The organism is Ureibacillus xyleni (assembly GCF_900217795.1).
Classification (GTDB): Bacteria; Bacillota; Bacilli; order Bacillales_A; family Planococcaceae; genus Ureibacillus; species Ureibacillus xyleni.
Map to the genome: position 1 here is coordinate 74,501 of NZ_OBMQ01000012.1, position 19,884 is coordinate 94,384.

Below are 19,884 nucleotides of genomic sequence, written 5' to 3' on the forward strand. Positions count from 1 at the left end.
TTTTTTAGGAGAATACAATGACAATTATTTTTATAACGGGTGGAGTTAGAAGTGGAAAAAGTGCCTATGCAGAAAAATATGCAATAGAACTTTACAAAAAATACCAACGTTCGTCTTTATACTATTTAGCATCAGGAGTAGCATTTGATGAAGAAATGTTAAAACGGATTGAACGTCACAAAGAGGATCGCTCCAAGTCTAATGTTCAGTGGAAAACTATTGAAGTCCAAGATGATTTTCCAGTTGAAATGTTGGATTTTAATCAATGTGATGTGGTCGTTTGGGATTGCATTACAACTTGGGTGACAAATGTCTTATATAAAACAGAGCAGTATAATATACAAGAACGTCAAACAAAAATTGTGGATTATCTTAATCGATTTAAATCTTTCATCACACAATGGAATGACAAACATTCGATCATCATCATTGTATCTAATGAAGTATTAGATGAACCAAAATCTAATTTTGAAGAAGTGGATTTGTTCCGTAAAATTCTTGGAGAACTTCATCAGTGGTTAGTATCAGTATGTGATGAAGCCTATGAAATGGATTATAGTATTACTAAACGTTGGAAATAAGGTGGTGTCCTCAATGAAAAATAGTTTGATAGGTCTACTACTTGCATTTCAATTTTTCACTTCCATCCCTGTTCGCAAGCAATTACCGATGAATCGCCAAACAGTAACTTCGATGTATTTCTTAATGCCTGTAATTGGTGTTTTGATGGGGGGTACTAGTGTCCTGATAGTGATTTTAAATGAAAGTTATTTTCAATTTTCAGGACTTTTTTTAGCAATTATTCTTGTAGTTGCCAACATTGTCATGACAGGCGGTTTGCATTTAGATGGCTGGATTGACCTTGGTGACGCCTTTTTCTCTTACCAAGATCAAAAACGGAGATTGGAAATTTTAGACGATTCACGAGTAGGGGCTTTTGGAGCAATTTGTTTAGTCGTGTTATTACTGCTTAAAGTAGCCTTTTTATATGAATTTTTTTTAAGAGCAGTTGAAAATCATCTAATCTATTTTGTAGTGATTCCTTTTATAAGTCGACTATCTATTTTGATTTATTTCTTAACAATGAAGAATGTAAAACAAACTGGGTTAGCTGCTTATTTTAAATCACAAGTAAACCATAAACAAGTATGGTTTGGAATTTGTTTATATTCGATCTTTTTAGTTTTTACATCTACGTCAATGTCAAATATCTTTCTGTTATTTTTTTCGATGATTGTTGTTGTTTTCTTTTATCGCTATTGGACATTGAAAAACTTTGGCGGAATGACGGGTGATTTAATGGGTGCATTGTATGAAGGAGTGGAGTTAGTGCTATGGGGGATTCTGTTATTGTTCATTTAATTCGCCATGAGAAAACTGAAGCAAATAGATTAAAAAAATATGTTGGGTGGACGGATGAACCCATTATAAAAAATTCACAGCCATTACAACTACCTTTTCAACCAAACATTGTGTATGGCAGTGATTTAAATAGATGTGCAGAAACTGCAAAACTGTACTTTCCCAATGCGCAATTTAAAGCGCTTTTTCCATTACGGGAGCTTAATTTCGGTGAATTTGAAATGAAAACGTATGAACAGTTAAAAAATCTACCCATATATCGTGAGTGGATCGATTATCCGGAAGAAATCACACCACCAAATGGTGAAAACTTCCGCCATTTTACATATCGAGTAACACAATGTTTTCGTCAAATTGTTGTTAAACCTACTACTTACACTTTTGTCGTACATGGTGGTGTAATTCGACTCCTATTATCCTTATTTGGACCTTCTGAAAAATCATTTCAAGAAATAGCTGTCAATCACCGCACAATTTATACATTAAAATGGCCAGATACTACATCGATAAAAGGGGGGCTACGATGCGAGTCATTATTGGTGGAGCCTATAATGGAAAAAGAGAATATGTAAAAAAATCGTTGTTACATGTAAATCAAAAGTACATTCACTTTTTCGAAGGAGAACTACCATTAAGCAATTTTTCGAAAAAAGACTATGTGATTTTAAGTAACTTTGAAAAAATGATTATGAAAAAACTCGAAGTTGATGAGGATAAAATTGCAAACGAACTAGCAGAGACAATCAAGAGGTTAGATACTCAAACAAACGTTATTTGTATTTGCAATGATCTCGGGCGAGGCATTGTACCAATGGATAAAGAACAACGTAAATTAAGAGATACGTGTGGAAGGCTATACCAAAAATTATTTGAAGAAAGTAGTCTAGTTGTTCGTATATGGTACGGCATTCCGCAAATATTAAAGGGGGACGTAGACAATGATCAATTCTAAATTAAAATTAATGACATTTACTGCTTTAATCGCAGCTCTTTGTGTAATTGGTAGCTTTATAAAAGTACCTGGTTTTATAACAACAGCCGCCTTGGACTCTGCTCCAGCTTTTTTGAGTGTAGCGTTTTTACCACCAATTTACTCTGGTTTTGCAGGAGGGTTAGGGCATCTCGCAACAGCTTACACATCAGGTTTTCCATTTGGGCCATTACATATTTTAATTGCTTTTGAAATGTTTATCATTGTTACTTTATTTAATGTTTTACATAAAAAAGGCTTAACCATACTGAAATGGTTCTTTTTAATTATTGCAAATGGAATACTATCTCCATTGCCATTTTATTTTATCATTTCTCCAGCATTTTATTTTTCAGCACTACCAAGTTTACTTGTTGCAACGGTTATTAATGTTATAATTGGTTTAATGATTATGCCAATTTTAGTTAAAATTTTGAATAGTGGAAAGGTAAAACATATATGAGAAATGCAATTAAAATTGATAAAGATACAATTATAACCATCGATAATTCGGGATGTATTGGTGAAAAAGAACATGACTATGTTAAAGTTTCAAATGAAGTAGCAGCATACTACTCTGCACGTGTGTCAATATTAGAGCAGTGGTGCGCGGGAGCACAGCCAACTCATTTATTTTTAGCTAACTTTACAAGTGAGGAAGCATGGGGGGATTATGAAAAAGGCTTTGCAAAGGTCTTTGAAGAAATAGGAGAAAAAATGCCACCACTTAACGGCTCAACAGAATCTAACTTTACATCTATGCAATCAGGTTTAAGCTTAACAGTAGTAGGGAAAATTGCTTTTGAAGTAAATGAGGAAAATTGTGATTGGTTTATTGTTGGAAAACCGTTAGTAGGGGAAGAAGTTGTGAACAACCTAAATGATGTGGCAAAGTTAAATGAACTCATTCTCCTTATAAAATTAGGTGTTGTTAAACATGTATGGCCTGTTGGTTCTAAAGGAATTAAGGCAGAATGTAAGAAAATCTTTAAAAATAATGAAATAGAATGTGCACTACCGTTAGAAAAATCAGGTGGTCCTTCAACTTGTGTAATTGTTGCAGTTGATCGAGAACAGTTGGAGCAATTTTACGAAATTGTTTCCGTACCAGTTGAACAACTAATTATTAAATAGTTAAAGGGAGAGAATATTATGTATTCAGTTACAAACCGTATCAATGTGAAAAAAGGAATGGCTCATAAAATGGCACCGAACTTCACAAAACCTGGTCCATTACAACAGTTTGATGGATTTATTAAAGTAGAGGTTCATGTAAGTACGCAATTTGAAGAATATGATGAATTGAGTGTTATGATGTTTTGGGAAAATTTGGAAGGTTTTGAAGCTTGGAAAAACAGTGATGCATTTAAACAAGCACATAAGCGTCCGTCAGATGAGCCAAACCCAAATAGTCCAGTTATCAGTAGTCAAGTTATTGTAGCAGAAATTGCTTCTGCTATTTCAAAGTAAGGACAATTAAAAAGGTCGTCTCAATATAATTTGAGGCGACTTTTTACATTTAAATTTTTTGTTTTGCGAAATTTTCTAAAAAAAAGAAATAAGCATCATCACAGCATTTCTTAAGCATTTGTGAGAAAGAATCCGTTTTCAATTCTAAAATCGCTGCTTTTACAAAAAGTGATTGGTCCTTTAAGAAGTCTTGAATTTCGCTTTCTGTTCCTTCTAGAGCATCAAAGTACTTCAATTCTTTGTTCTTCTCTACCATGTAGGATAAATCATATTTATTCATCACAGATAAAATCCAATCATTTAAACCAGATGCAAAAAATAGAGACGCTATGTAGAAAAATTCAGGTGAAGCCACTTTTCGTTGTTTTAAGTTTTGAAAATGATTATCTTTTCTTAACGCGTTGTAAATAATATAGTTTGAACTATAATAAAGAGATTTTTCGACAGATTGAATAATAATGTGATCGTCAGGAAGCAATAATAACCAAGCATTAAAGGCAACAACCCATGCATCCTCTTGAGTCATTCCTCCGTCCTTTACGATATAAGAGTAGTCTTTTAATTTCTCCGCTATTGATAGGAAAGTGTCAACATGATGTTGTTCAATATAAAATAGACTTCTATCAACAGTAATAACGTGATACATCATAAACACCCCTTTAAGTAATTAGTAATATATCTATAAAAATGTAATATTTTAGTATCTACTAAACAGTTTACCTAAACTAGACTATGGTTGACAATCAAAAAAAACAAAATATAGACAAAATAACTAGTTTGAAATTATGAACGATGTAAAATGTATTAAAATTAGTTAAATATAACTATGTGAAGGGTTATAGATAATATTTTTTTATAAAGTGTAATAATCCTTAGTAAAAAAATGCACATTCAACCCTTTTCCAATAAGAATAGGTAATAAAAAAGAGCTGCTCAAAGCCATTTAAGTAATGACGTTTGATGCAGCTTAAGTAATTTATGTTTCTCCAAGGTCCTTTAAGATTGGATCATGATAAACTTCTTTATTTATTTCGCCAGTAATTCGAGACGTTGTGATACCAGCAACCATAGAACCACTTACATTTAACGCAGTTCGGCCCATATCGATTAAAGGTTCAACAGAAATTAACACACCAGCGAGAGCAACAGGTAAATCGAGGGCAGATAGTACGATAATTGCAGCAAAAGTAGCCCCTCCACCTACACCTGCAACACCGAAAGAACTGATAGCAACAATAAAAATTACTGTAATGATAAATGTAGGATTTAGTGGATTTATACCGACTGTTGGTGCAATCATTATCGCTAACATTGCAGGATATACCCCAGCACAACCATTTTGTCCAATTGATAAACCAAATGAACCTGCAAAGTTTGCAATTCCATCGGGCACTCCGAAACGATCCACTTGTGTTTTCAAATTTAATGGTAAACTACCTGCACTTGAGCGTGATGTGAAAGCAAATAATAATGTTTCACCAGCCTTTTTCATATAAATTATTGGACTTAAACCAGATAGTAGAATAATTAAAAGATGTATAATAAAGACAACGATTAGTGCTACATACGAAGCTATAACAAATTTTCCTAAATTATAAATTGCACCAAAATCACTTGTTCCAACTGTGCGTGCCATAATTGCTAAAATTCCATAAGGTGTTAATCGTAAAACAATTGTGACTATCCCCATTACGAGAGAGTAGATTGCCTCAATTCCTTTTTTTATCATTTTAGATGTTTCTTCATCTTTACGTACAACACGTAAATAAGAGAAACCTAAAAATGCAGCAAAAATTACGACCGCAATTGTGGAAGTAGACCGAGCACCTGTTAAATCTAAAAATGGGTTTGCAGGGAATAGTTCAATTATTTGTTCAGGTAAACTTGTGACTTCAGTTGTTTTTTCTTCTAAAGATGCACCGCGTTCTTTCTCCGCTTCTCCTTGTACTAATTGTGATGCATTTAAGTTAAAGAGTGTTGCAGAGGTTATTCCAACTCCTGCTGAAATCGCTGTTGTACCAACTAAAATTAGTAAGATAAGGCCAGCGATTTTCCCTAAATTATTTCCTAATGTTAATTTCGTAAAAGCTGATAAAATTGAAATAAATACTAAAGGCATGGCCACCATTTGAAGCAGTTTTACATATCCTGTTCCTATGATGTTATACCATGCAACAGTATTAGTAATCTCTTCGGAAGTGGCACCATAAATAAGTTGGAGAACTAGACCTAAAACGATTCCCAATAGTAAACCAATAAAAACTCGGTTGGAGAATTTTACATGCTTTTTATTTAAATAGCGTAAAAATACTAATAAAATAAGTAAAATAATTACATTAATAATAGTAATCAATATCTTTTCCCCCTAAAATCAATTTATAATTAATTGGATTATGGTAAGGGATGATCTCTCAACTAATTATTCCTTTTTATATTGAGGAATTCATTGCTTTTTATTCATAATTTAAACTAGTATCTTTTGCGTCGCGCTAAATGAGTAATTTTGTTACAATAATTATTGGTCAAGTAATAAGTGAAAGGAAAGTTCGACAATGAATTCACCGTATACATTTAAACATTTACTACCTGAAAATAATGATGGAAATAGACCTGCTATTTTTTTACTTCATGGATTAGGAAGCAATGAGGAAGATTTGCTCCAATTAGTAGGACAATTTAAGGGGCATTGTCATATATTCAGTTTAAGAGGACCGATTACACATTCTCCTGGTTATGCATTTTATACATTTGCTGAGGAAGGAAAACCAGAAAGAAAAGTGTTTGATCAAATGATCGTTTTTACAAGAGATTTTATTTTAGAAGCGATAAAGGAGTTTAATTTAAATAAAGACAAAATCTACTTAGTAGGATTTAACCAAGGAGCCGTTGTTGCGGAAACTTTATCTGTAGTTATGGGAAATCATATTCGTGGAACAGTTGCACTTAGTGGCTTCATCCCTGATTTTGTAAAGTCTGATTATGTAAAAATGCCGATAGATCAATCAAAAATATTCATTTCTCACGGAGAATATGATTATGTCTATCCAATAGCTTGGGGAGAAGATAGCAAAAACTTTTTTGAAGAACAGAAAGCGGCAGTTACATATAAAACGTATCCGGACGGACATGGTGTTACACCGGATAATATTCAAGACTTAGTATCGTTTATTGCGGAAGATTTATATTAATTCACAAAGAAACCGTAGTGGGCTTGTCTTCTCACTACGGTTTTAAACATATTAAGCATCTAATAGTTTCTCAGCCTCTTCAATTGGCATAGGTTTATGGAAATAATAACCTTGTCCTGTACGACATCCCATTTTTTGCAATAACTTATATTGCTCCGCTGTTTCAATTCCTTCAGCAACTGCATGCATTTTTAAGTTGGAAGCTAGTTGAACAATTGTCTGAACCACAGCATGCATTCCATTATCCTCGATGCCGTTTATAAAACTTCGATCAATTTTTATTTCTGAGAAGGGAAGTTGCTGTAAATAGCTTAAACTTGAAAATCCTACTCCAAAATCATCAATTGAACTTTCATACCCATATTTTTTTAGCTCAATTAAGATTTCTTTTGCTTTCCGATGATCGAATAATTCAACGCTTTCTGTTACTTCAATTTTTATAAATTCCGGGCTTATTTCATATTTGTTTACAAGAGAAATGAAATCATCAACAAATGATTCACGGTAAAAGTGAACAGGTGAAATATTAACCGATATTGGCACCAATTTTAAACCTTTACTTTTCCGTTCATTTTGGAATTTTAGGACTTTCTGTAGAACGACATTATCTACCTGGCTAATTTTCCCTGTTTGTTCAGCGATCGGGATGAACTCAGCAGGAGAAATCGGACCAAGAACAGGAGAATACCATCTTGCTAGAGCCTCAAATCCCTCTATGGCAGCAGTAAGCAGGTTTACTTTTGGTTGCAAATGAATGGTGAATTCATCATTTTGAAGTCCATGTGTTAATTGGTTAACAATTTCAAGTTCTCGTTGAATTTTCTCATCTGTTTCTGCTTCAAAGTAAGAAACAACAGCACCTTTTTGATTACTTGATTTTGTAAGAGCAATATCCGATCTACGAATACTTTCATCGATTGAAATTGTTTCATCAAAATTTGCAATACCGATTTTTAATGAAATAAAAATTTCTCTCTCAGCAATTGAAAAGGGTGTGTTTGTAATTTCAAATAGTTTTTTAATTAAGTTATCAATCTCAAGAGATGGTAATTTCGTTGCAAGGATGAATGTTGAATTTGAAAAGCGTCCATAAATGATGTCGGTATTGAGATCGTAAATACTTTCTAAACGTTCAATTAACTGACCAATTAACTTATCGCCAATTTTTCTACCAAATAAATCAACAATACTTGCATATTCACTTGGTTGGGTTAATAAAATATATCCTTTAATATCTTGTTCTGCCCACTGTTTTAAATTTGTATAAAAATAGTTGTAATTAGGGATGCCAGAAGACAAATCAAAATAGGCTAACCTTTGAAGTTGTTGTTTTTGTTCAGCATATTTTATTGATAATCCTATAATTGGTGAAAGCTTATTTAAAAAATGAATATCAGGTTGCCTAGGTTCAGCATTATTTTTTAAATAAATTGAAACATAACCTATTAGTTGTTGATCGTTATTAAATATTGGCTTTGTCCAACAACTTTTAATAGTTGCATTAATCTTTTGACAAGATTCATGTGATAGCTGTTCAATATATATGGCTCGTTCATTGCATCCTTTTGTCGAATTAATGTCCATTTTATGAATGGCCTTTATCGATTCTAACGAGAGTGAACCACTTGCGATTGGTACAATTTCACTTATACTTTTGACAAAATGTATGGAACAGTAAATATCACGTATATAATAGCGTTCTACTTGTTTTGTAATTAGGTTACAAATATCAACTAACTCTACACCTTTTTCAAGTTCTGAATATACTTCATGTTCTAGTTTTGAAAGCATTTTTCCTAACATTAGTTCTGTAATATCGCTACAATGAAGCATTGCGTATTGTATTTGACCATTGTCATCTTTAATTGGTTCGCAGGAAATATGATTCCAAAAGGCAACTTGATCTTTTCGGTAATGCAATAAATTTAGACGGAAGGGTGTTTTATGTATTAAATGGTATTCAAATTCCTCTTGTGTTTCTTTATTAGTTCTTAGACCCTCTAATATAGTTATATTCCTTCCGATCAATTCATCCTTTTCATAACCAGTTAAGTGCAAAAATGCATCGTTAAGAAAAACGAATGGGTTGTTTGGTTCATTTATATCAACAATAGCTATACCAATATGATATTGTTCACTAATGTTACAGAGGAATGCAAATAATTGTTCCTTTTTTAAGGGCATATCTGAATTACCCATTATTCTTCCCCTCCCGAAAAACAGGTTAAACTATTGTACAGTAAGTATATCAGAAATGTTAATTAGAGAGGAGAATTATTTGAAAATAATTTAAATTTTTATAAAAAATAGAAATATAAAACAGTTAAATTTTATTATTTTGATAAATAAGAGTCATATAATAATTCTAGTGCTTTTATCCCTTTTTCATCCACTAATAGTTCTTTTTCTAATATTAACTTTACAACAGCTGAATCCGATGAAATTTGCTGATCAACTATTTCAAATTCAACTGTAACTTTGCCATTAGTAATTAGTTTAGATTTTTGAGCTTCTGAAAAATGATAACTTTCAAAAAGGCCTTCTTTCCACGTGCCTTTTACTTTTAATTTTTGTAGTTCATCAAAATTTTCATATTCCCACTGTATGTCGCGTAAAATAGATTCAAATAAATCATTGATTGAAAATACTTCATTATTATATTCAATTTCTATCGCACGAATTGTATGTGCATCCTTTGAAATTGCATTAGCAGCCTTACTTGCAGAAGAATCTATTTCTGAAACCGCTTTCTTAATGTCGGTTAGTTGGTCGGTACAGCCTGTTAGTAAAAATAAAAAAATAGATGCTAAAAGTAGTAATGGTAATTTTTGCATAACTAAAACCTCCAATGTATCTCTAGTTAATTTTATCTTATCGGAAATGTCCTTATTAAAAAGAAGCGAATTTACAATGATTATGAATTTTTTGTAACAGCAATTTGGACAAGCTTCAATGATTTCTGGAATGGTTTTGGGGGGAAGATAAAATGAAAATTGATGATGATGTTTTAGAAAGACTAGGTGTTTATTTTGTCTATTTTGATATTTACAACCTTTATGGCATTCCATTTGAAACGTTTGTAGAACGATGGAAGAAAGGGATTTTGGGAGAGTATTTAGAGGTATAGAAAAGGCAACATGTTCACTTTGGACATGTTGCCTTTTTTTAGAAATGTTGTTTGATCCATCTGTTCGCTTCAAGCCAATTATTAACTCGTACGACACTTTTCGGAACAGCTTTTCGATTATATGGTGTATCAAATAAGATGACAGGTATTTTTAACTCTTCTGCTAACATTACAGCATTATCATGTTTGTCTTCAAAAAAAACTTCGACTCCATGATTTTTAGCTGCTTCTAATTTGTCGTGACTACCAATTAAGTCAATGTGATGGAAGGGTACCTGGTTTTCTTCAAACCATTTATGTGTAATCCCATAAACACTTGTATCACGGGCTGAAATATAAATAAGTTCATATTGATGTTGCCATTGTTCTAGAATAGCTTTAGCATCTTTTGCGATATGACTTACAGAGTACATATATCCTTCATTTTCCTTAAACCATTTTGCAAATTCTTTTCGGTCAACAGGATGAGGAAAAGCACTTAAAAAATCATATTCAATCACATCGTCTAACACAATATTTGTATTATATTGTTTGTTAATATGTGGAATAAGTGTATCCGGTGTAGTTACAGTTCCATCAATATCGATGCCAAACCGTGTTTTAACTTGAGACATATTAAAACCTCCTTGTTCAGAGATTTTTCTTCTTCATCTATTTTTCAGCCATTTCTGCAGCTAATTTATCAATTTCTTTTTTCAATTCTTCTACCATTGTTGCTTCAGGAACTTTACGAACGGTTTTACCTTTCATAAATAATAGCCCTTCTCCGCGTGCACCAGCAATACCGATATCCGCTTCACGAGCTTCACCTGGTCCGTTTACTGCACAACCAAGTACAGCAACTTTTAATGGTACATTAAGTTTTGAAATATACTCTTCTACTTCATTAGCGATTGAAATTAAGTCAATTTCAATACGACCACAAGTAGGGCAAGAAATCAAAGTTGCCATATTTGAAGCTAGACCAAATGATTTTAACAGTTCACGTGCAACTTTTACTTCTTCCACTGGATCTGCTGATAGTGAAATACGTAAAGTATTACCAATCCCTTTAGATAAAATAGCACCAAGTCCAGCAGCAGATTTAACAGTACCCGCGAATAATGTTCCTGATTCAGTAATTCCTAAGTGTAGAGGATAATCAAACGCTTGAGCTGCTTTTTCATAAGCTTCAATTGCTAAGTTAACATCGGAAGCTTTCATTGATACTATAATATCGTGGAAATCTAAGTCTTCTAATATTTTAATATGGTGTAGTGCCGATTCTACCATTCCATCAGCAGTAGGGTAACCATACTTTTCTAAAATGTGACGCTCTAATGAACCAGCGTTAACACCAATTCGTATTGGAATATTTTTTGCTTTAGCAGCATTTACTACTGCTTCAACTTTTTCACGGCGACCGATATTTCCTGGGTTAATACGTACTTTGTCAATGCCGTTTTCAATCGCTTTTAAAGCTAACTTATAGTCAAAATGAATATCCGCTACTAACGGAATATGGATACGTTTTTTAATATCAGCTATCGCATTTGCAGCACGTTCATCAGGAACAGCTACGCGTACAATTTGACAACCAGCTTCTTCTAATCGAAGAATTTCAGCTACCGTTGCTTCAACGTCATGTGTTTTTGTCGTACACATACTTTGGATGAATAGTTCATTACTACCACCAATCGTTAAATTACCTACACGCACAGGACGCGTTTTTGAACGGTGAATTAGTTCACTCATGAAGATTCTCTCCTTTTATAAAGGTACGTATGTTAAAAATATTTCGTACCACACTCTAGTTATTTTATCAGTGTAGGTAAACAAGGACAAGGAAGAAACGCTTTTTTTTCTCGATGAAGGGGAAGTAATCGAAATTACACTTCACTTTATAACTACTTATAAAGCCAAAATTTAAGATGGTGACGGCATTTGTTAATGAAAGTTTCGTCATTTCGAGCAATGTTGCACAGTTTGTTGATAAATTGGAATTTTAACTAGTTCACCTGGTACCATCGCTTGCTTTTTAAGATGTGGATTTAATTTGTAAAAATGTGCCATTCGTTCAGGAAGTGAAATTTTCACTTCTGTTGGATAAGCAGCAAATAACCCTTGTACGGAATCACCTTCAGTAGTCATTACTGAAATGGATTGAACGGATATTTGGTCATTACATATAAGCTCCTCTGAATCATTAAAGGCTGCAAGAGGAACAGTTCCTTCAGTCAAATCTATTTTAATCACAGCTGCTACTAGAAAGAAAACAACTGTAAATATTAGAAATCTCATAAAATCCCTCCTTTCTCTCACTATATGAAGAGAAGGGGGATTCATGCATACTATTTTTTTGGTATTTTAGGATATTTGGTAGCAGCAATTATTAGTAGAAAAACTGTAATTACAATTCCAATTAAAGTTGGGATTGCACCGGTGAATTGTAATGTTGTAAATACAATTGATAATAATGTAGACCAAGTGACAGCGAAAGTAGCTGTTCGCCACATATGACGATATTCTCCTCGTTTATTCGTTACTTTTAATATGACTACCCCAACTAACGCGTATATACTAATTCGAACAAATAATAGGATGGTAGTAGTTAATATTAATAGTAACAAAGCAAAAGGATAGAGTAACCATTGAATATCTTCTATATATTCTGTTAAACCTTCTATATTATAAGAAACTTCTGAAACACCTGTTAAAAACTGAATAAACGAAAATAGTGTAACAAGTGCAACTAATAGAAAAACATATTGAATGGTTTTACCTATAGACAGTAAACGGTAGCCTGCTAACTTTTTTGGATGTAGTAGACTATCAATGAAAAGTTGTGAATGTTTAACCATAAATTCTCCTCCAAAGAGAAGTGTAACATGAACTTGTGCGATGGTTAAATAATTATTAATTAATGAAACTTTTCATATTTGTTTCCGTAAATAAGTGGAAAATTATAATAGGGGATGTTCTTTTGGAGATTTTAGCATGGAGTTTAATTATTGTTAGTTTCGTAATCGCTTTTGTTGGGTTAATATACCCGATTATACCTTCAGTGTTATTTATTTTATTAGGATTTATCGTATACGGATTGTTTTTCTCATTTACAGAGCTTGGCTGGTTATTTTGGTCAATTGAATTATTATTTGTAATTCTTTTATTTGCAGCAGATTCTATTTCCAATTTAATTGGAGTTAAAAAATTTGGTGGAACAAAAGCTGGGATGTGGGGAAGTACAATAGGATTGTTAGTGGGGCCGTTTATCATCCCAGTTGTAGGTATTTTAATTGGCCCTTTTTTAGGTGCAGTGATCGGGGAATTATTTGTCACAAAATCTGAGTTCAAATCTGCTCTAAAATCAGGAGTAGGATCCCTTGTTGGTTTTCTAACTTCGGTTGTGACAAAGGGAATTATACAAGTAATTATGATTGTCATATTCTTTATTGCAATTTAACGAGTAAAAAAGGTTTAAGTTTAGTGAAATGTGCCTAAATTATGTAGGGATATATCATTCATTGGCGCCACACAGTTAATAGACACCATGTTTTCCGTCAAAAGGCTGATTTGTAAATGTACGGTGTAAAATAATTGAATGGATTACCAAAGTTTGATAACCTAGAAAGGTAATCAACATTGAACTTTTTAAGGGAGGAAATATATTATGGCTTTTGAATTACCACAATTACCTTACGCATACGATGCATTAGAACCACATATCGATGCTAAAACGATGGAGATTCACCATTCAAAACATCACAACACATATGTAACGAACTTAAACGCAGCAGTTGAAGGAACTGAATTTGCTAGTAAAGATTTACTAGACTTAATTTCTAATATTGATGCGCTTCCTGCTGAAAAACAAACAGCAGTTCGTAATAACGGTGGTGGACATGCTAACCACACATTATTCTGGGAAATTCTTGCTCCAGGTGGATCAAACGCACCAACTGGTGAATTAGCTTCTGCAATCGAATCAAAATTCGGTAGTCTTGATGCATTCAAAGATGAATTTGCAAAAGCTGCAACTGGTCGTTTCGGTTCAGGTTGGGCATGGTTAGTAGTAGATGGTGGAGCACTTTCTATCACATCAACTCCAAACCAAGACTCTCCAGTAATGGAAGGGAAAACACCAATCTTAGGATTAGATGTTTGGGAGCATGCTTACTACTTAAACTATCAAAACCGTCGTCCTGACTACATCTCTGCTTTCTGGAATGTAGTAAACTGGGATGTTGTAGCAGAAAAATTTGCTGCTGCGAAATAATAAATAAGATTCAAGAGGCAAAACTTTAATCAAAGGGTTTTGTCTCTTTTATTAGGAACAAAAAATGCTGGCGAAAGTTATGAAACTTTGGCCAGCATTTTTTTAATGAAACATTTTTTCCACGCGTTCACATACCTCATCTGCAGAAAGGCCACGTGCATCGATTACTGAACCTTCAGTGACTACATTACTAATCCCCATCACATTGTGGTCTTGTCCAGAGATTACACAGCAATCACAATTTTTAGCGTCTTCTTCACTACGAAGCGTCTTTACTTCATATCCTTTTGCTTGTAAAGCTGCCTCAACATTTGATAAAGATTCTTCAACACCAATAATTTTAGACATTGTCATCCACCTCCTATAAGTAATGTGTCAAATAGCATTGTTATTTATTCACACTAACTATTATTAATTTGTTTAGGAATTTGGAAAATATCCCTTGCTATAAAATCGCATTTTTTGTGCAAATTATGAATGGAGGTGACCAACATGAATGATAAAAAAGGTAATAAATTAGATCGTGAAGAATATGGTCATGGATACGATTTAAGCCCAGATGATTTTGATGTGATTGGACAAAATAATTTGGCGAAAAAACAAAATAAAAATGAAAACAAAGACAAACCTGATAACAAGCATAATCCATCTAGATTAAATCAGTAACCAACAGAAAGTATTTGGAGGGTTAATTTTCCAAATACTTTTTTTCATATACAGTTTTTTGTTTGGCGAAAGTTTTTTCGACATATGTTCTATTTTACTCCCCTTTTTCTTAAAGTATAACGAGATACAATAAAGGGGAGAAACGATGCAAATTGATGGCGTGTTCTCTGGTGGTGGTATCAAAGGCTTTGCATATGTCGGTGCTTTACAAGTTTTAGAAGAAAAGAATTTTACCTTTAAACGTGTTGCCGGGACGAGTGCAGGAGCAATTTTTGCTTGTTTAATTGCAGCTGGTTACAGTGCTTCAGAAGTTGAAGAAATGCTGGATGACCTTAATTTAAAATCACTCTTAGATCCTCCAAAGCCTGCCCGTACACTCCCTTTTTTAAAATGGATCAATTTGTATTTCCGGATGGGTTTATACAAAGGAAAAGCTTTAGAAAAGTTGTTTTATAGAAAATTAGCAGCAAAAGGGGTCGTTACCTTCAATGATTTACCCCGCGGATCTTTAAAGCTAATTGCGTCTGACTTAACAAATGGGAAAATGGTAGTCATTCCGGATGATTTACAAAAGTATGGTTTTGAATGGCGAAAATTTCCAGTATCAAAAGCATTAAGGATGAGTTGCGGAATCCCTTTTTTCTTTGAACCAATCAAGCTACATGATAATAAAGGCGAATGTGTTTTTGTGGATGGAGGCGTCCTAAGTAATTTTCCACTCTGGGTTTTTCATCAAAATAAGGAACGGCCAATCCTTGGATTTAAGCTTAGTCATCCAGGTGAAGAAATGGAGCCTAGGAAAATTGCGAATGGTTTAGATTTGTTTGATGCCTTATTTAAAACGATGAAAACTGCACATGATGAACGATATATATCGAGAAAACATGAAAAAAGTATCGTTTTTATACCGGTAGAAAATGTTAGTTCTACACAGTTTGATATTGATGAAGAAATGAAACAACAATTAATCGATATTGGTAGAAAGAAAACAATGAAATTTCTAGAAACTTGGGATTGTAGTTAGTTTGTTTTATGGATAAATACAGCATATATCGAAATACTAATCATGAAAATATGTAAAGGAGTAGAGGACAGTGGCAAAAACACCAAGAGAAATAGCGGAGAAAATATTAGACGATAATTTGGTTGGAACAATGGCAACAATCGAAGGAGATAAGCCTCATACTCGATATATGACTTTCTTTAATAATAATTTCACTCTATATACTGTCACAAGTGATCACACACATAAAGTAGAAGAGCTATCAAAAAATCCATATACCCACATTTTAATTGGTTATGATGGGAAAGGTTTTGGTGATGAATTTTTAGAAATTGAAGGGAAAGTAGAAATTTCTTCTGAAGATAGTATGCGGGAGAAAGTTTGGAATAAGATGTTAAAACCTTGGTTTAGCGGTCCAGATGATCCGAAAATGGTTGTGTTAAAGGTAACACCATCGCAAATTCGATTAATGAACACAAAAGGGGAAGACCCGAAACTTGTGGAGTTTTAAAATTTGTCGGCTATCATTGTTAATTAAAGATTGAATTAAGTTGTCCTAAAAGGGCAACTTTTTTAATTGAAAAACGAAAGAAAACATTTGTAATTTAGTTCTATCTTGTCCTTTTTATCTTTAAACTAGAATATAGGAAATGAATCGAGGTGTGGAATTTGAAGAAGTGGGGAATATCGGCAATTGTTTTATTTATGATTTATAGTGTTTTAATGTACTTTTATATTTTCCATTGGAGCACAAATGGAATACCGGATGTCTTAAAGGGGACAGTTGCTGATCCAGCGACATTTATGACAGAACGTGAATTACTCTTAAGTGAAGAATATTCGAAAGTGAAAAATTTTATTTTCTTTATTCTTACCCCTCTAGAATGGCTCGTTTATTTATTTATTTTAGGGACAGGCCTATCGCATATTTTTGAAAAATGGTCAGATATAGGTCTAAAATGGAGAGTCATAAAAAATGGTGCATATGTATTCTTCTTATACTTATTTACAACACTTCTTTTTTACCCGGTTGATTATTATCGTTATAGTTTAAGTAAGAAGAATGGAATAAGTACGCAACACTTTTCTTCATGGATGCGCGACTATGTGATTGATTTTTGGGTAGGTTTTATTACAACCTTAATTATTGTAGTAGTTCTTTATTGGCTAATCCAAATTAGTAAAAAAAGATGGTGGTTGTATGCATGGTTACTTACAATACCGTTTGCCATCTTTATGATGTACATTCAACCAGTCATTATTGATCCACTGTACAATGAGTTTTATCCATTAAAAGATAAAGTATTAGAAGAAAAGATATTAGCCCTTGCAGATCAAGCAAATATACCGTCAGAACATGTTTTTGAAGTGAATATGGCGGAAAAAACAAATGCAATGAATGCCTATGTAACGGGTATTGGAGATAATTCAAGAATCGTGCTCTGGGATACTACGCTGAATCAACTAACGGAAAGTGAAATTTTGTTCATTATGGCACATGAGATGGGACATTATGTGGAAAAACATATTTACATTGGAATGGCTGCATATATACTTTCAACGTTAATCGGATTATGGTTAATTTCAAAAATAATGCCGTGGCTCATCGAACGGTTTGGACATGTACTAAAAATAAAAGATATGAAAGAGATAAACTCGTTACCATTATTTTTACTTCTTCTTTCATTCATGTTATTCATGTCAAATCCAATTTCGAATTTTGTATCGCGTTACCAAGAGAGCCGCGCAGATGAATATGCAATGGAGTTAACGAATAATCCAGAAGCAGCAGTTAGTAGCTTCCAAAAACTTTCAAAGACAGGGTTAAGTGAAGTAAATCCTCCATTTATTGTGAAAGTTTTCCGTTATACCCATCCACCAATGCTTGAAAGAATAAATACAGTAGCCGAATACACAAAAAAAGAAGAATAAAAAATACATGCAATGCCTGACTATTTTGAGTCGGGCATTTTTTGTGTTTACCAAACATTTTTTAAAGTAGACAAGAAAATAATTCATAAAAACTATAATTAATGAAGAAATAATATGTAAATTTCTCTGGATAGAAATGAAAAATCCGAACAAAAGCAGATAGGCACGAATATAATATAGTAAAATAGAAACGATATAATTTACCTATTGACAATTGGTGATACATATCTATAGATAGGTGGTGAGCAAAATGGATTTCTTCTTAGTTGCATTAACGTTCTGGTCACTTGTAATTTTGTCACTACTTCTTTTAATCCATGGATTATGGAAAAAATCATGGCAATCACTAGTTGTTAGTGGCTTTGCATTCCTTCTTCCAATGCTCTATTTTGCAATGGTCGATAAGTTGTTTATCGCCTTCGCACTATTACCTATTGTCCCGTTTATTTTGGCATACCATTTAAAGAAAAAAGAATTATAGTTTGCACGCTAGCATTACGTTGTTGTAATGCTAGTTTTTTTAATTATTGTATGCAGTTAAAAAATAGTAGGATTAAAACAATAAAAATGAAATTATATTAAAAATAAGAGAAAAATGCAATAATGAAAGAATATTGTATTCCGAATACTTCGATTATCGAAAAAACTTATGGTAGAATTATTATATTAAAAAATAAAAAGGTAAGATCTATCACTTACCTTTTACTAAGGGAGTAGTAAAATTATGACAGAACTTAAAGCACCATTTAGATATGACCATGTTGGTAGTTTTTTAAGACCAAAAAAATTAAAAGAAGCCCGCACACAATACCAAAATAACGAAATTACATATGATGAGTTAAAAAAGGTAGAAGATGAAGCGATTATCGATTTGATTAATAAAGAAAAAGAAATTGGCATATTAGCAATTACTGATGGTGAATTTCGTCGTAGCTGGTGGCACTTCGATTTTTTAGGTGCTCTTGTTGGAATGGAATATTATGAAAAAAGTCATGGTTTACAATTTCATAATGTTGAAACAAGTAAGAAAGGTATTCGTGTTGTTGGAAAAATAGATTTTGAAAATCACCCTTTTTTAGACCATTTTAAATTCATCCGAGAACACGTTGGGGATTCTACAGTTAAATTTACAATTCCAAGTCCAAATATGCTTCATGCACGCGCAGACAAAAATACAGAAATATACACTAATGAAAATGAACTTATTGAAGATACAATTAAAGCATATCAAAAAGCAATTCAAGCATTTTACAATGAAGGTTGTCGTTATTTGCAATTAGATGATACATCATGGGCAAGTCTTTTCTCTGAAGAAACACGTGAAAAACTAGTTGCAGAAGGAAAAAACCCTCAGGAATACTTAAAAACATTACAATATGTCATTAATGAATCAATCAAAAATAAGCCTCATGACATGACGATTACAATGCACATTTGTCGCGGCAACTTTAAATCTACTTTCCATTCAAGTGGCGGTTATCATTACGCGGCAGAAGTCATCTTCGGTGGTTTAAATGTTGATGGTCTTTTATTAGAGTTTGATGATGAACGTTCAGGAGGTTTTGAAGTTCTAAAACACGTAAATCGTCCAGATTTAAAGATTGTATTAGGGTTAATTACTTCTAAATTTGGGGAATTAGAAGACAAAGAAGCAATAAAAGCTAGAATACATGAAGCAGCAAAATACGTATCATTAGATCAATTATGTTTAAGTCCCCAATGTGGTTTTTCATCGACAGAAGAAGGAAATATTTTAGAAGAAGAAAACCAATGGCAAAAGCTTACTTTAATTAAAGAAATAGCAGAGGAAGTTTGGGGATAGTACTCTAAAAAAATGCTCTTAATTGGGCATTTTTTTTATGATTTTATTAGACTATGTTGCAACATTTTAATTTATGCTACAATTATATA

General features: G+C 32.9%; 26 protein-coding genes. 17 read left to right on the forward strand and 9 right to left on the reverse strand.

All coding sequences use genetic code 11. The annotated features are described in order from the left end of the window. The first annotated feature begins 17 nt into the window (after window positions 1-17). The 7 genes from CRO00_RS15470 to CRO00_RS15500 are packed head-to-tail and all read left to right on the forward strand — an operon-like array spanning window position 18 to window position 3,802. On the forward strand, window positions 18-581 hold the full coding sequence (locus CRO00_RS15470) for a bifunctional adenosylcobinamide kinase/adenosylcobinamide-phosphate guanylyltransferase (RefSeq protein WP_237658441.1): 564 nt from the start codon (window positions 18-20) through the stop codon (window positions 579-581). A 13-nt stretch (window positions 582-594) separates the two neighbouring features. Further along, the gene (cobS, locus tag CRO00_RS15475; RefSeq protein ID WP_161946707.1) at window positions 595-1,362 is read left to right on the forward strand and encodes an adenosylcobinamide-GDP ribazoletransferase; all 768 of its coding nucleotides are present in this window, start codon (window positions 595-597) and stop codon (window positions 1,360-1,362) included. Beyond that, the gene (locus CRO00_RS15480) at window positions 1,335-1,934 is read left to right on the forward strand and encodes a histidine phosphatase family protein (RefSeq protein ID WP_097074569.1); all 600 of its coding nucleotides are present in this window, start codon (window positions 1,335-1,337) and stop codon (window positions 1,932-1,934) included. Before cobS ends, CRO00_RS15480 begins: the two co-directional genes overlap by 28 nt. Next, window positions 1,886-2,314 (forward strand): bifunctional adenosylcobinamide kinase/adenosylcobinamide-phosphate guanylyltransferase, encoded by a 429-nt coding sequence (locus tag CRO00_RS15485; protein ID WP_097074570.1) that lies wholly within the window; start codon window positions 1,886-1,888, stop codon window positions 2,312-2,314. The genes CRO00_RS15480 and CRO00_RS15485 overlap by 49 nt, the downstream gene beginning before the upstream one ends. Continuing rightward, window positions 2,301-2,795 (forward strand): ECF transporter S component, encoded by a 495-nt coding sequence (locus CRO00_RS15490; protein ID WP_097074571.1) that lies wholly within the window; start codon window positions 2,301-2,303, stop codon window positions 2,793-2,795. Before CRO00_RS15485 ends, CRO00_RS15490 begins: the two co-directional genes overlap by 14 nt. Further along, window positions 2,792-3,466 (forward strand): hypothetical protein, encoded by a 675-nt coding sequence (locus CRO00_RS15495; protein ID WP_097074572.1) that lies wholly within the window; start codon window positions 2,792-2,794, stop codon window positions 3,464-3,466. Before CRO00_RS15490 ends, CRO00_RS15495 begins: the two co-directional genes overlap by 4 nt. An 18-nt stretch (window positions 3,467-3,484) precedes the next feature. Beyond that, window positions 3,485-3,802 (forward strand): heme oxygenase, encoded by a 318-nt coding sequence (locus CRO00_RS15500; RefSeq protein WP_097074573.1) that lies wholly within the window; start codon window positions 3,485-3,487, stop codon window positions 3,800-3,802. 49 nt (window positions 3,803-3,851) lie between these two features. Here the strand turns inward: CRO00_RS15500 and CRO00_RS15505 are convergent, their stop codons facing one another. Beyond that, window positions 3,852-4,448 carry a hypothetical protein gene (locus tag CRO00_RS15505; RefSeq protein ID WP_097074574.1) on the reverse strand — a complete coding sequence of 199 codons (597 nt, stop codon included), beginning with the start codon at window positions 4,446-4,448 and terminating at the stop codon, window positions 3,852-3,854. Between the two features lie 330 nt (window positions 4,449-4,778). Next, window positions 4,779-6,155 (reverse strand): L-cystine transporter, encoded by a 1,377-nt coding sequence (locus CRO00_RS15510; RefSeq protein WP_097074575.1) that lies wholly within the window; start codon window positions 6,153-6,155, stop codon window positions 4,779-4,781. Window positions 6,156-6,354: 199 nt separating this feature from the next. Between CRO00_RS15510 and CRO00_RS15515 the strand changes: the two genes are divergently transcribed. After that, entirely contained in the window at window positions 6,355-6,990 is a 636-nt protein-coding gene (locus tag CRO00_RS15515; RefSeq protein ID WP_097074576.1) for an alpha/beta hydrolase, read from the forward strand. Window positions 6,991-7,041: 51 nt separating this feature from the next. On the opposite strand, the gene CRO00_RS15520 is transcribed toward CRO00_RS15515, so the two are convergent. Both CRO00_RS15520 and CRO00_RS15525 read right to left on the reverse strand, forming a co-directional pair. After that, window positions 7,042-9,189 (reverse strand): putative bifunctional diguanylate cyclase/phosphodiesterase, encoded by a 2,148-nt coding sequence (locus CRO00_RS15520; protein WP_097074577.1) that lies wholly within the window; start codon window positions 9,187-9,189, stop codon window positions 7,042-7,044. A 134-nt stretch (window positions 9,190-9,323) separates the two neighbouring features. Beyond that, the gene (locus tag CRO00_RS15525; RefSeq protein ID WP_097074578.1) at window positions 9,324-9,824 is read right to left on the reverse strand and encodes a hypothetical protein; all 501 of its coding nucleotides are present in this window, start codon (window positions 9,822-9,824) and stop codon (window positions 9,324-9,326) included. Window positions 9,825-9,976: 152 nt separating this feature from the next. Between CRO00_RS15525 and CRO00_RS20335 the strand changes: the two genes are divergently transcribed. Further along, window positions 9,977-10,117 (forward strand): hypothetical protein, encoded by a 141-nt coding sequence (locus tag CRO00_RS20335; RefSeq protein WP_202615693.1) that lies wholly within the window; start codon window positions 9,977-9,979, stop codon window positions 10,115-10,117. A 38-nt stretch (window positions 10,118-10,155) separates the two neighbouring features. Here CRO00_RS20335 and CRO00_RS15530 read toward each other — a convergent pair whose 3' ends face one another. The 4 genes from CRO00_RS15530 to CRO00_RS15545 all read right to left on the reverse strand — a co-directional run bounded on the left by CRO00_RS15530 (window position 10,156) and on the right by CRO00_RS15545 (window position 12,957). Beyond that, on the reverse strand, window positions 10,156-10,731 hold the full coding sequence (locus CRO00_RS15530; RefSeq protein WP_097074579.1) for a hypothetical protein: 576 nt from the start codon (window positions 10,729-10,731) through the stop codon (window positions 10,156-10,158). Between the two features lie 37 nt (window positions 10,732-10,768). Next, the gene (gene ispG, locus CRO00_RS15535) at window positions 10,769-11,851 is read right to left on the reverse strand and encodes a flavodoxin-dependent (E)-4-hydroxy-3-methylbut-2-enyl-diphosphate synthase (RefSeq protein ID WP_097074580.1); all 1,083 of its coding nucleotides are present in this window, start codon (window positions 11,849-11,851) and stop codon (window positions 10,769-10,771) included. Between the two features lie 207 nt (window positions 11,852-12,058). Then, window positions 12,059-12,397, reverse strand: a complete 339-nt coding sequence (locus tag CRO00_RS15540; protein WP_097074581.1) for a hypothetical protein — start codon at window positions 12,395-12,397, stop codon at window positions 12,059-12,061. A gap of 50 nt (window positions 12,398-12,447) precedes the next feature. Continuing rightward, window positions 12,448-12,957 (reverse strand): DUF1189 family protein, encoded by a 510-nt coding sequence (locus CRO00_RS15545; RefSeq protein ID WP_097074582.1) that lies wholly within the window; start codon window positions 12,955-12,957, stop codon window positions 12,448-12,450. A 122-nt stretch (window positions 12,958-13,079) separates the two neighbouring features. Here CRO00_RS15545 and CRO00_RS15550 point away from each other — a divergent pair, with 122 nt between their 5' ends. Beyond that, a complete protein-coding gene (locus CRO00_RS15550) occupies window positions 13,080-13,559 on the forward strand; it encodes a DUF456 domain-containing protein (protein WP_097074583.1) in 480 nt (159 codons plus the stop codon). Window positions 13,560-13,766: 207 nt separating this feature from the next. Next, entirely contained in the window at window positions 13,767-14,372 is a 606-nt protein-coding gene (locus CRO00_RS15555) for a superoxide dismutase (RefSeq protein WP_097074584.1), read from the forward strand. Between the two features lie 102 nt (window positions 14,373-14,474). Here the strand turns inward: CRO00_RS15555 and CRO00_RS15560 are convergent, their stop codons facing one another. Continuing rightward, window positions 14,475-14,720 (reverse strand): YkuS family protein, encoded by a 246-nt coding sequence (locus tag CRO00_RS15560; protein WP_097074585.1) that lies wholly within the window; start codon window positions 14,718-14,720, stop codon window positions 14,475-14,477. A 144-nt stretch (window positions 14,721-14,864) separates the two neighbouring features. Here CRO00_RS15560 and CRO00_RS20340 point away from each other — a divergent pair, with 144 nt between their 5' ends. The 6 genes from CRO00_RS20340 (at window position 14,865) to CRO00_RS15585 (ending at window position 19,795) form a co-directional block, all read left to right on the forward strand. Beyond that, the gene (locus tag CRO00_RS20340) at window positions 14,865-15,038 is read left to right on the forward strand and encodes a hypothetical protein (protein ID WP_237658442.1); all 174 of its coding nucleotides are present in this window, start codon (window positions 14,865-14,867) and stop codon (window positions 15,036-15,038) included. A 145-nt stretch (window positions 15,039-15,183) separates the two neighbouring features. Then, on the forward strand, window positions 15,184-16,062 hold the full coding sequence (locus CRO00_RS15565) for a patatin-like phospholipase family protein (protein WP_097074586.1): 879 nt from the start codon (window positions 15,184-15,186) through the stop codon (window positions 16,060-16,062). A 70-nt stretch (window positions 16,063-16,132) separates the two neighbouring features. Next, window positions 16,133-16,552 (forward strand): pyridoxamine 5'-phosphate oxidase family protein, encoded by a 420-nt coding sequence (locus tag CRO00_RS15570; RefSeq protein WP_097074587.1) that lies wholly within the window; start codon window positions 16,133-16,135, stop codon window positions 16,550-16,552. A 194-nt stretch (window positions 16,553-16,746) separates the two neighbouring features. Continuing rightward, the gene (locus tag CRO00_RS15575; RefSeq protein ID WP_337189422.1) at window positions 16,747-17,973 is read left to right on the forward strand and encodes a M48 family metallopeptidase; all 1,227 of its coding nucleotides are present in this window, start codon (window positions 16,747-16,749) and stop codon (window positions 17,971-17,973) included. 250 nt (window positions 17,974-18,223) lie between these two features. Next, the gene (locus CRO00_RS15580; RefSeq protein WP_097074588.1) at window positions 18,224-18,454 is read left to right on the forward strand and encodes a hypothetical protein; all 231 of its coding nucleotides are present in this window, start codon (window positions 18,224-18,226) and stop codon (window positions 18,452-18,454) included. 243 nt (window positions 18,455-18,697) lie between these two features. Next, the gene (locus CRO00_RS15585) at window positions 18,698-19,795 is read left to right on the forward strand and encodes a 5-methyltetrahydropteroyltriglutamate--homocysteine S-methyltransferase (protein WP_097074589.1); all 1,098 of its coding nucleotides are present in this window, start codon (window positions 18,698-18,700) and stop codon (window positions 19,793-19,795) included. Window positions 19,796-19,884: the final 89 nt, after the last annotated feature.

Coding starts and splice junctions, on each gene's coding strand:
- CRO00_RS15470 (WP_237658441.1), top strand. CDS start 18: ATGACAATTATTTTTATAACGGGTGGAGTTAGAAGTGGAAAAAGTGCC.
- cobS (WP_161946707.1), top strand. CDS start 595: ATGAAAAATAGTTTGATAGGTCTACTACTTGCATTTCAATTTTTCACT.
- CRO00_RS15480 (WP_097074569.1), top strand. CDS start 1,335: ATGGGGGATTCTGTTATTGTTCATTTAATTCGCCATGAGAAAACTGAA.
- CRO00_RS15485 (WP_097074570.1), top strand. CDS start 1,886: ATGCGAGTCATTATTGGTGGAGCCTATAATGGAAAAAGAGAATATGTA.
- CRO00_RS15490 (WP_097074571.1), top strand. CDS start 2,301: ATGATCAATTCTAAATTAAAATTAATGACATTTACTGCTTTAATCGCA.
- CRO00_RS15495 (WP_097074572.1), top strand. CDS start 2,792: ATGAGAAATGCAATTAAAATTGATAAAGATACAATTATAACCATCGAT.
- CRO00_RS15500 (WP_097074573.1), top strand. CDS start 3,485: ATGTATTCAGTTACAAACCGTATCAATGTGAAAAAAGGAATGGCTCAT.
- CRO00_RS15505 (WP_097074574.1), bottom strand. CDS start 4,448: ATGTATCACGTTATTACTGTTGATAGAAGTCTATTTTATATTGAACAA.
- CRO00_RS15515 (WP_097074576.1), top strand. CDS start 6,355: ATGAATTCACCGTATACATTTAAACATTTACTACCTGAAAATAATGAT.
- CRO00_RS15520 (WP_097074577.1), bottom strand. CDS start 9,189: ATGGGTAATTCAGATATGCCCTTAAAAAAGGAACAATTATTTGCATTC.
- CRO00_RS15525 (WP_097074578.1), bottom strand. CDS start 9,824: ATGCAAAAATTACCATTACTACTTTTAGCATCTATTTTTTTATTTTTA.
- CRO00_RS20335 (WP_202615693.1), top strand. CDS start 9,977: ATGAAAATTGATGATGATGTTTTAGAAAGACTAGGTGTTTATTTTGTC.
- CRO00_RS15530 (WP_097074579.1), bottom strand. CDS start 10,731: ATGTCTCAAGTTAAAACACGGTTTGGCATCGATATTGATGGAACTGTA.
- ispG (WP_097074580.1), bottom strand. CDS start 11,851: ATGAGTGAACTAATTCACCGTTCAAAAACGCGTCCTGTGCGTGTAGGT.
- CRO00_RS15540 (WP_097074581.1), bottom strand. CDS start 12,397: ATGAGATTTCTAATATTTACAGTTGTTTTCTTTCTAGTAGCAGCTGTG.
- CRO00_RS15545 (WP_097074582.1), bottom strand. CDS start 12,957: ATGGTTAAACATTCACAACTTTTCATTGATAGTCTACTACATCCAAAA.
- CRO00_RS15555 (WP_097074584.1), top strand. CDS start 13,767: ATGGCTTTTGAATTACCACAATTACCTTACGCATACGATGCATTAGAA.
- CRO00_RS15560 (WP_097074585.1), bottom strand. CDS start 14,720: ATGTCTAAAATTATTGGTGTTGAAGAATCTTTATCAAATGTTGAGGCA.
- CRO00_RS20340 (WP_237658442.1), top strand. CDS start 14,865: ATGAATGATAAAAAAGGTAATAAATTAGATCGTGAAGAATATGGTCAT.
- CRO00_RS15565 (WP_097074586.1), top strand. CDS start 15,184: ATGCAAATTGATGGCGTGTTCTCTGGTGGTGGTATCAAAGGCTTTGCA.
- CRO00_RS15575 (WP_337189422.1), top strand. CDS start 16,747: ATGATTTATAGTGTTTTAATGTACTTTTATATTTTCCATTGGAGCACA.
- CRO00_RS15580 (WP_097074588.1), top strand. CDS start 18,224: ATGGATTTCTTCTTAGTTGCATTAACGTTCTGGTCACTTGTAATTTTG.
- CRO00_RS15585 (WP_097074589.1), top strand. CDS start 18,698: ATGACAGAACTTAAAGCACCATTTAGATATGACCATGTTGGTAGTTTT.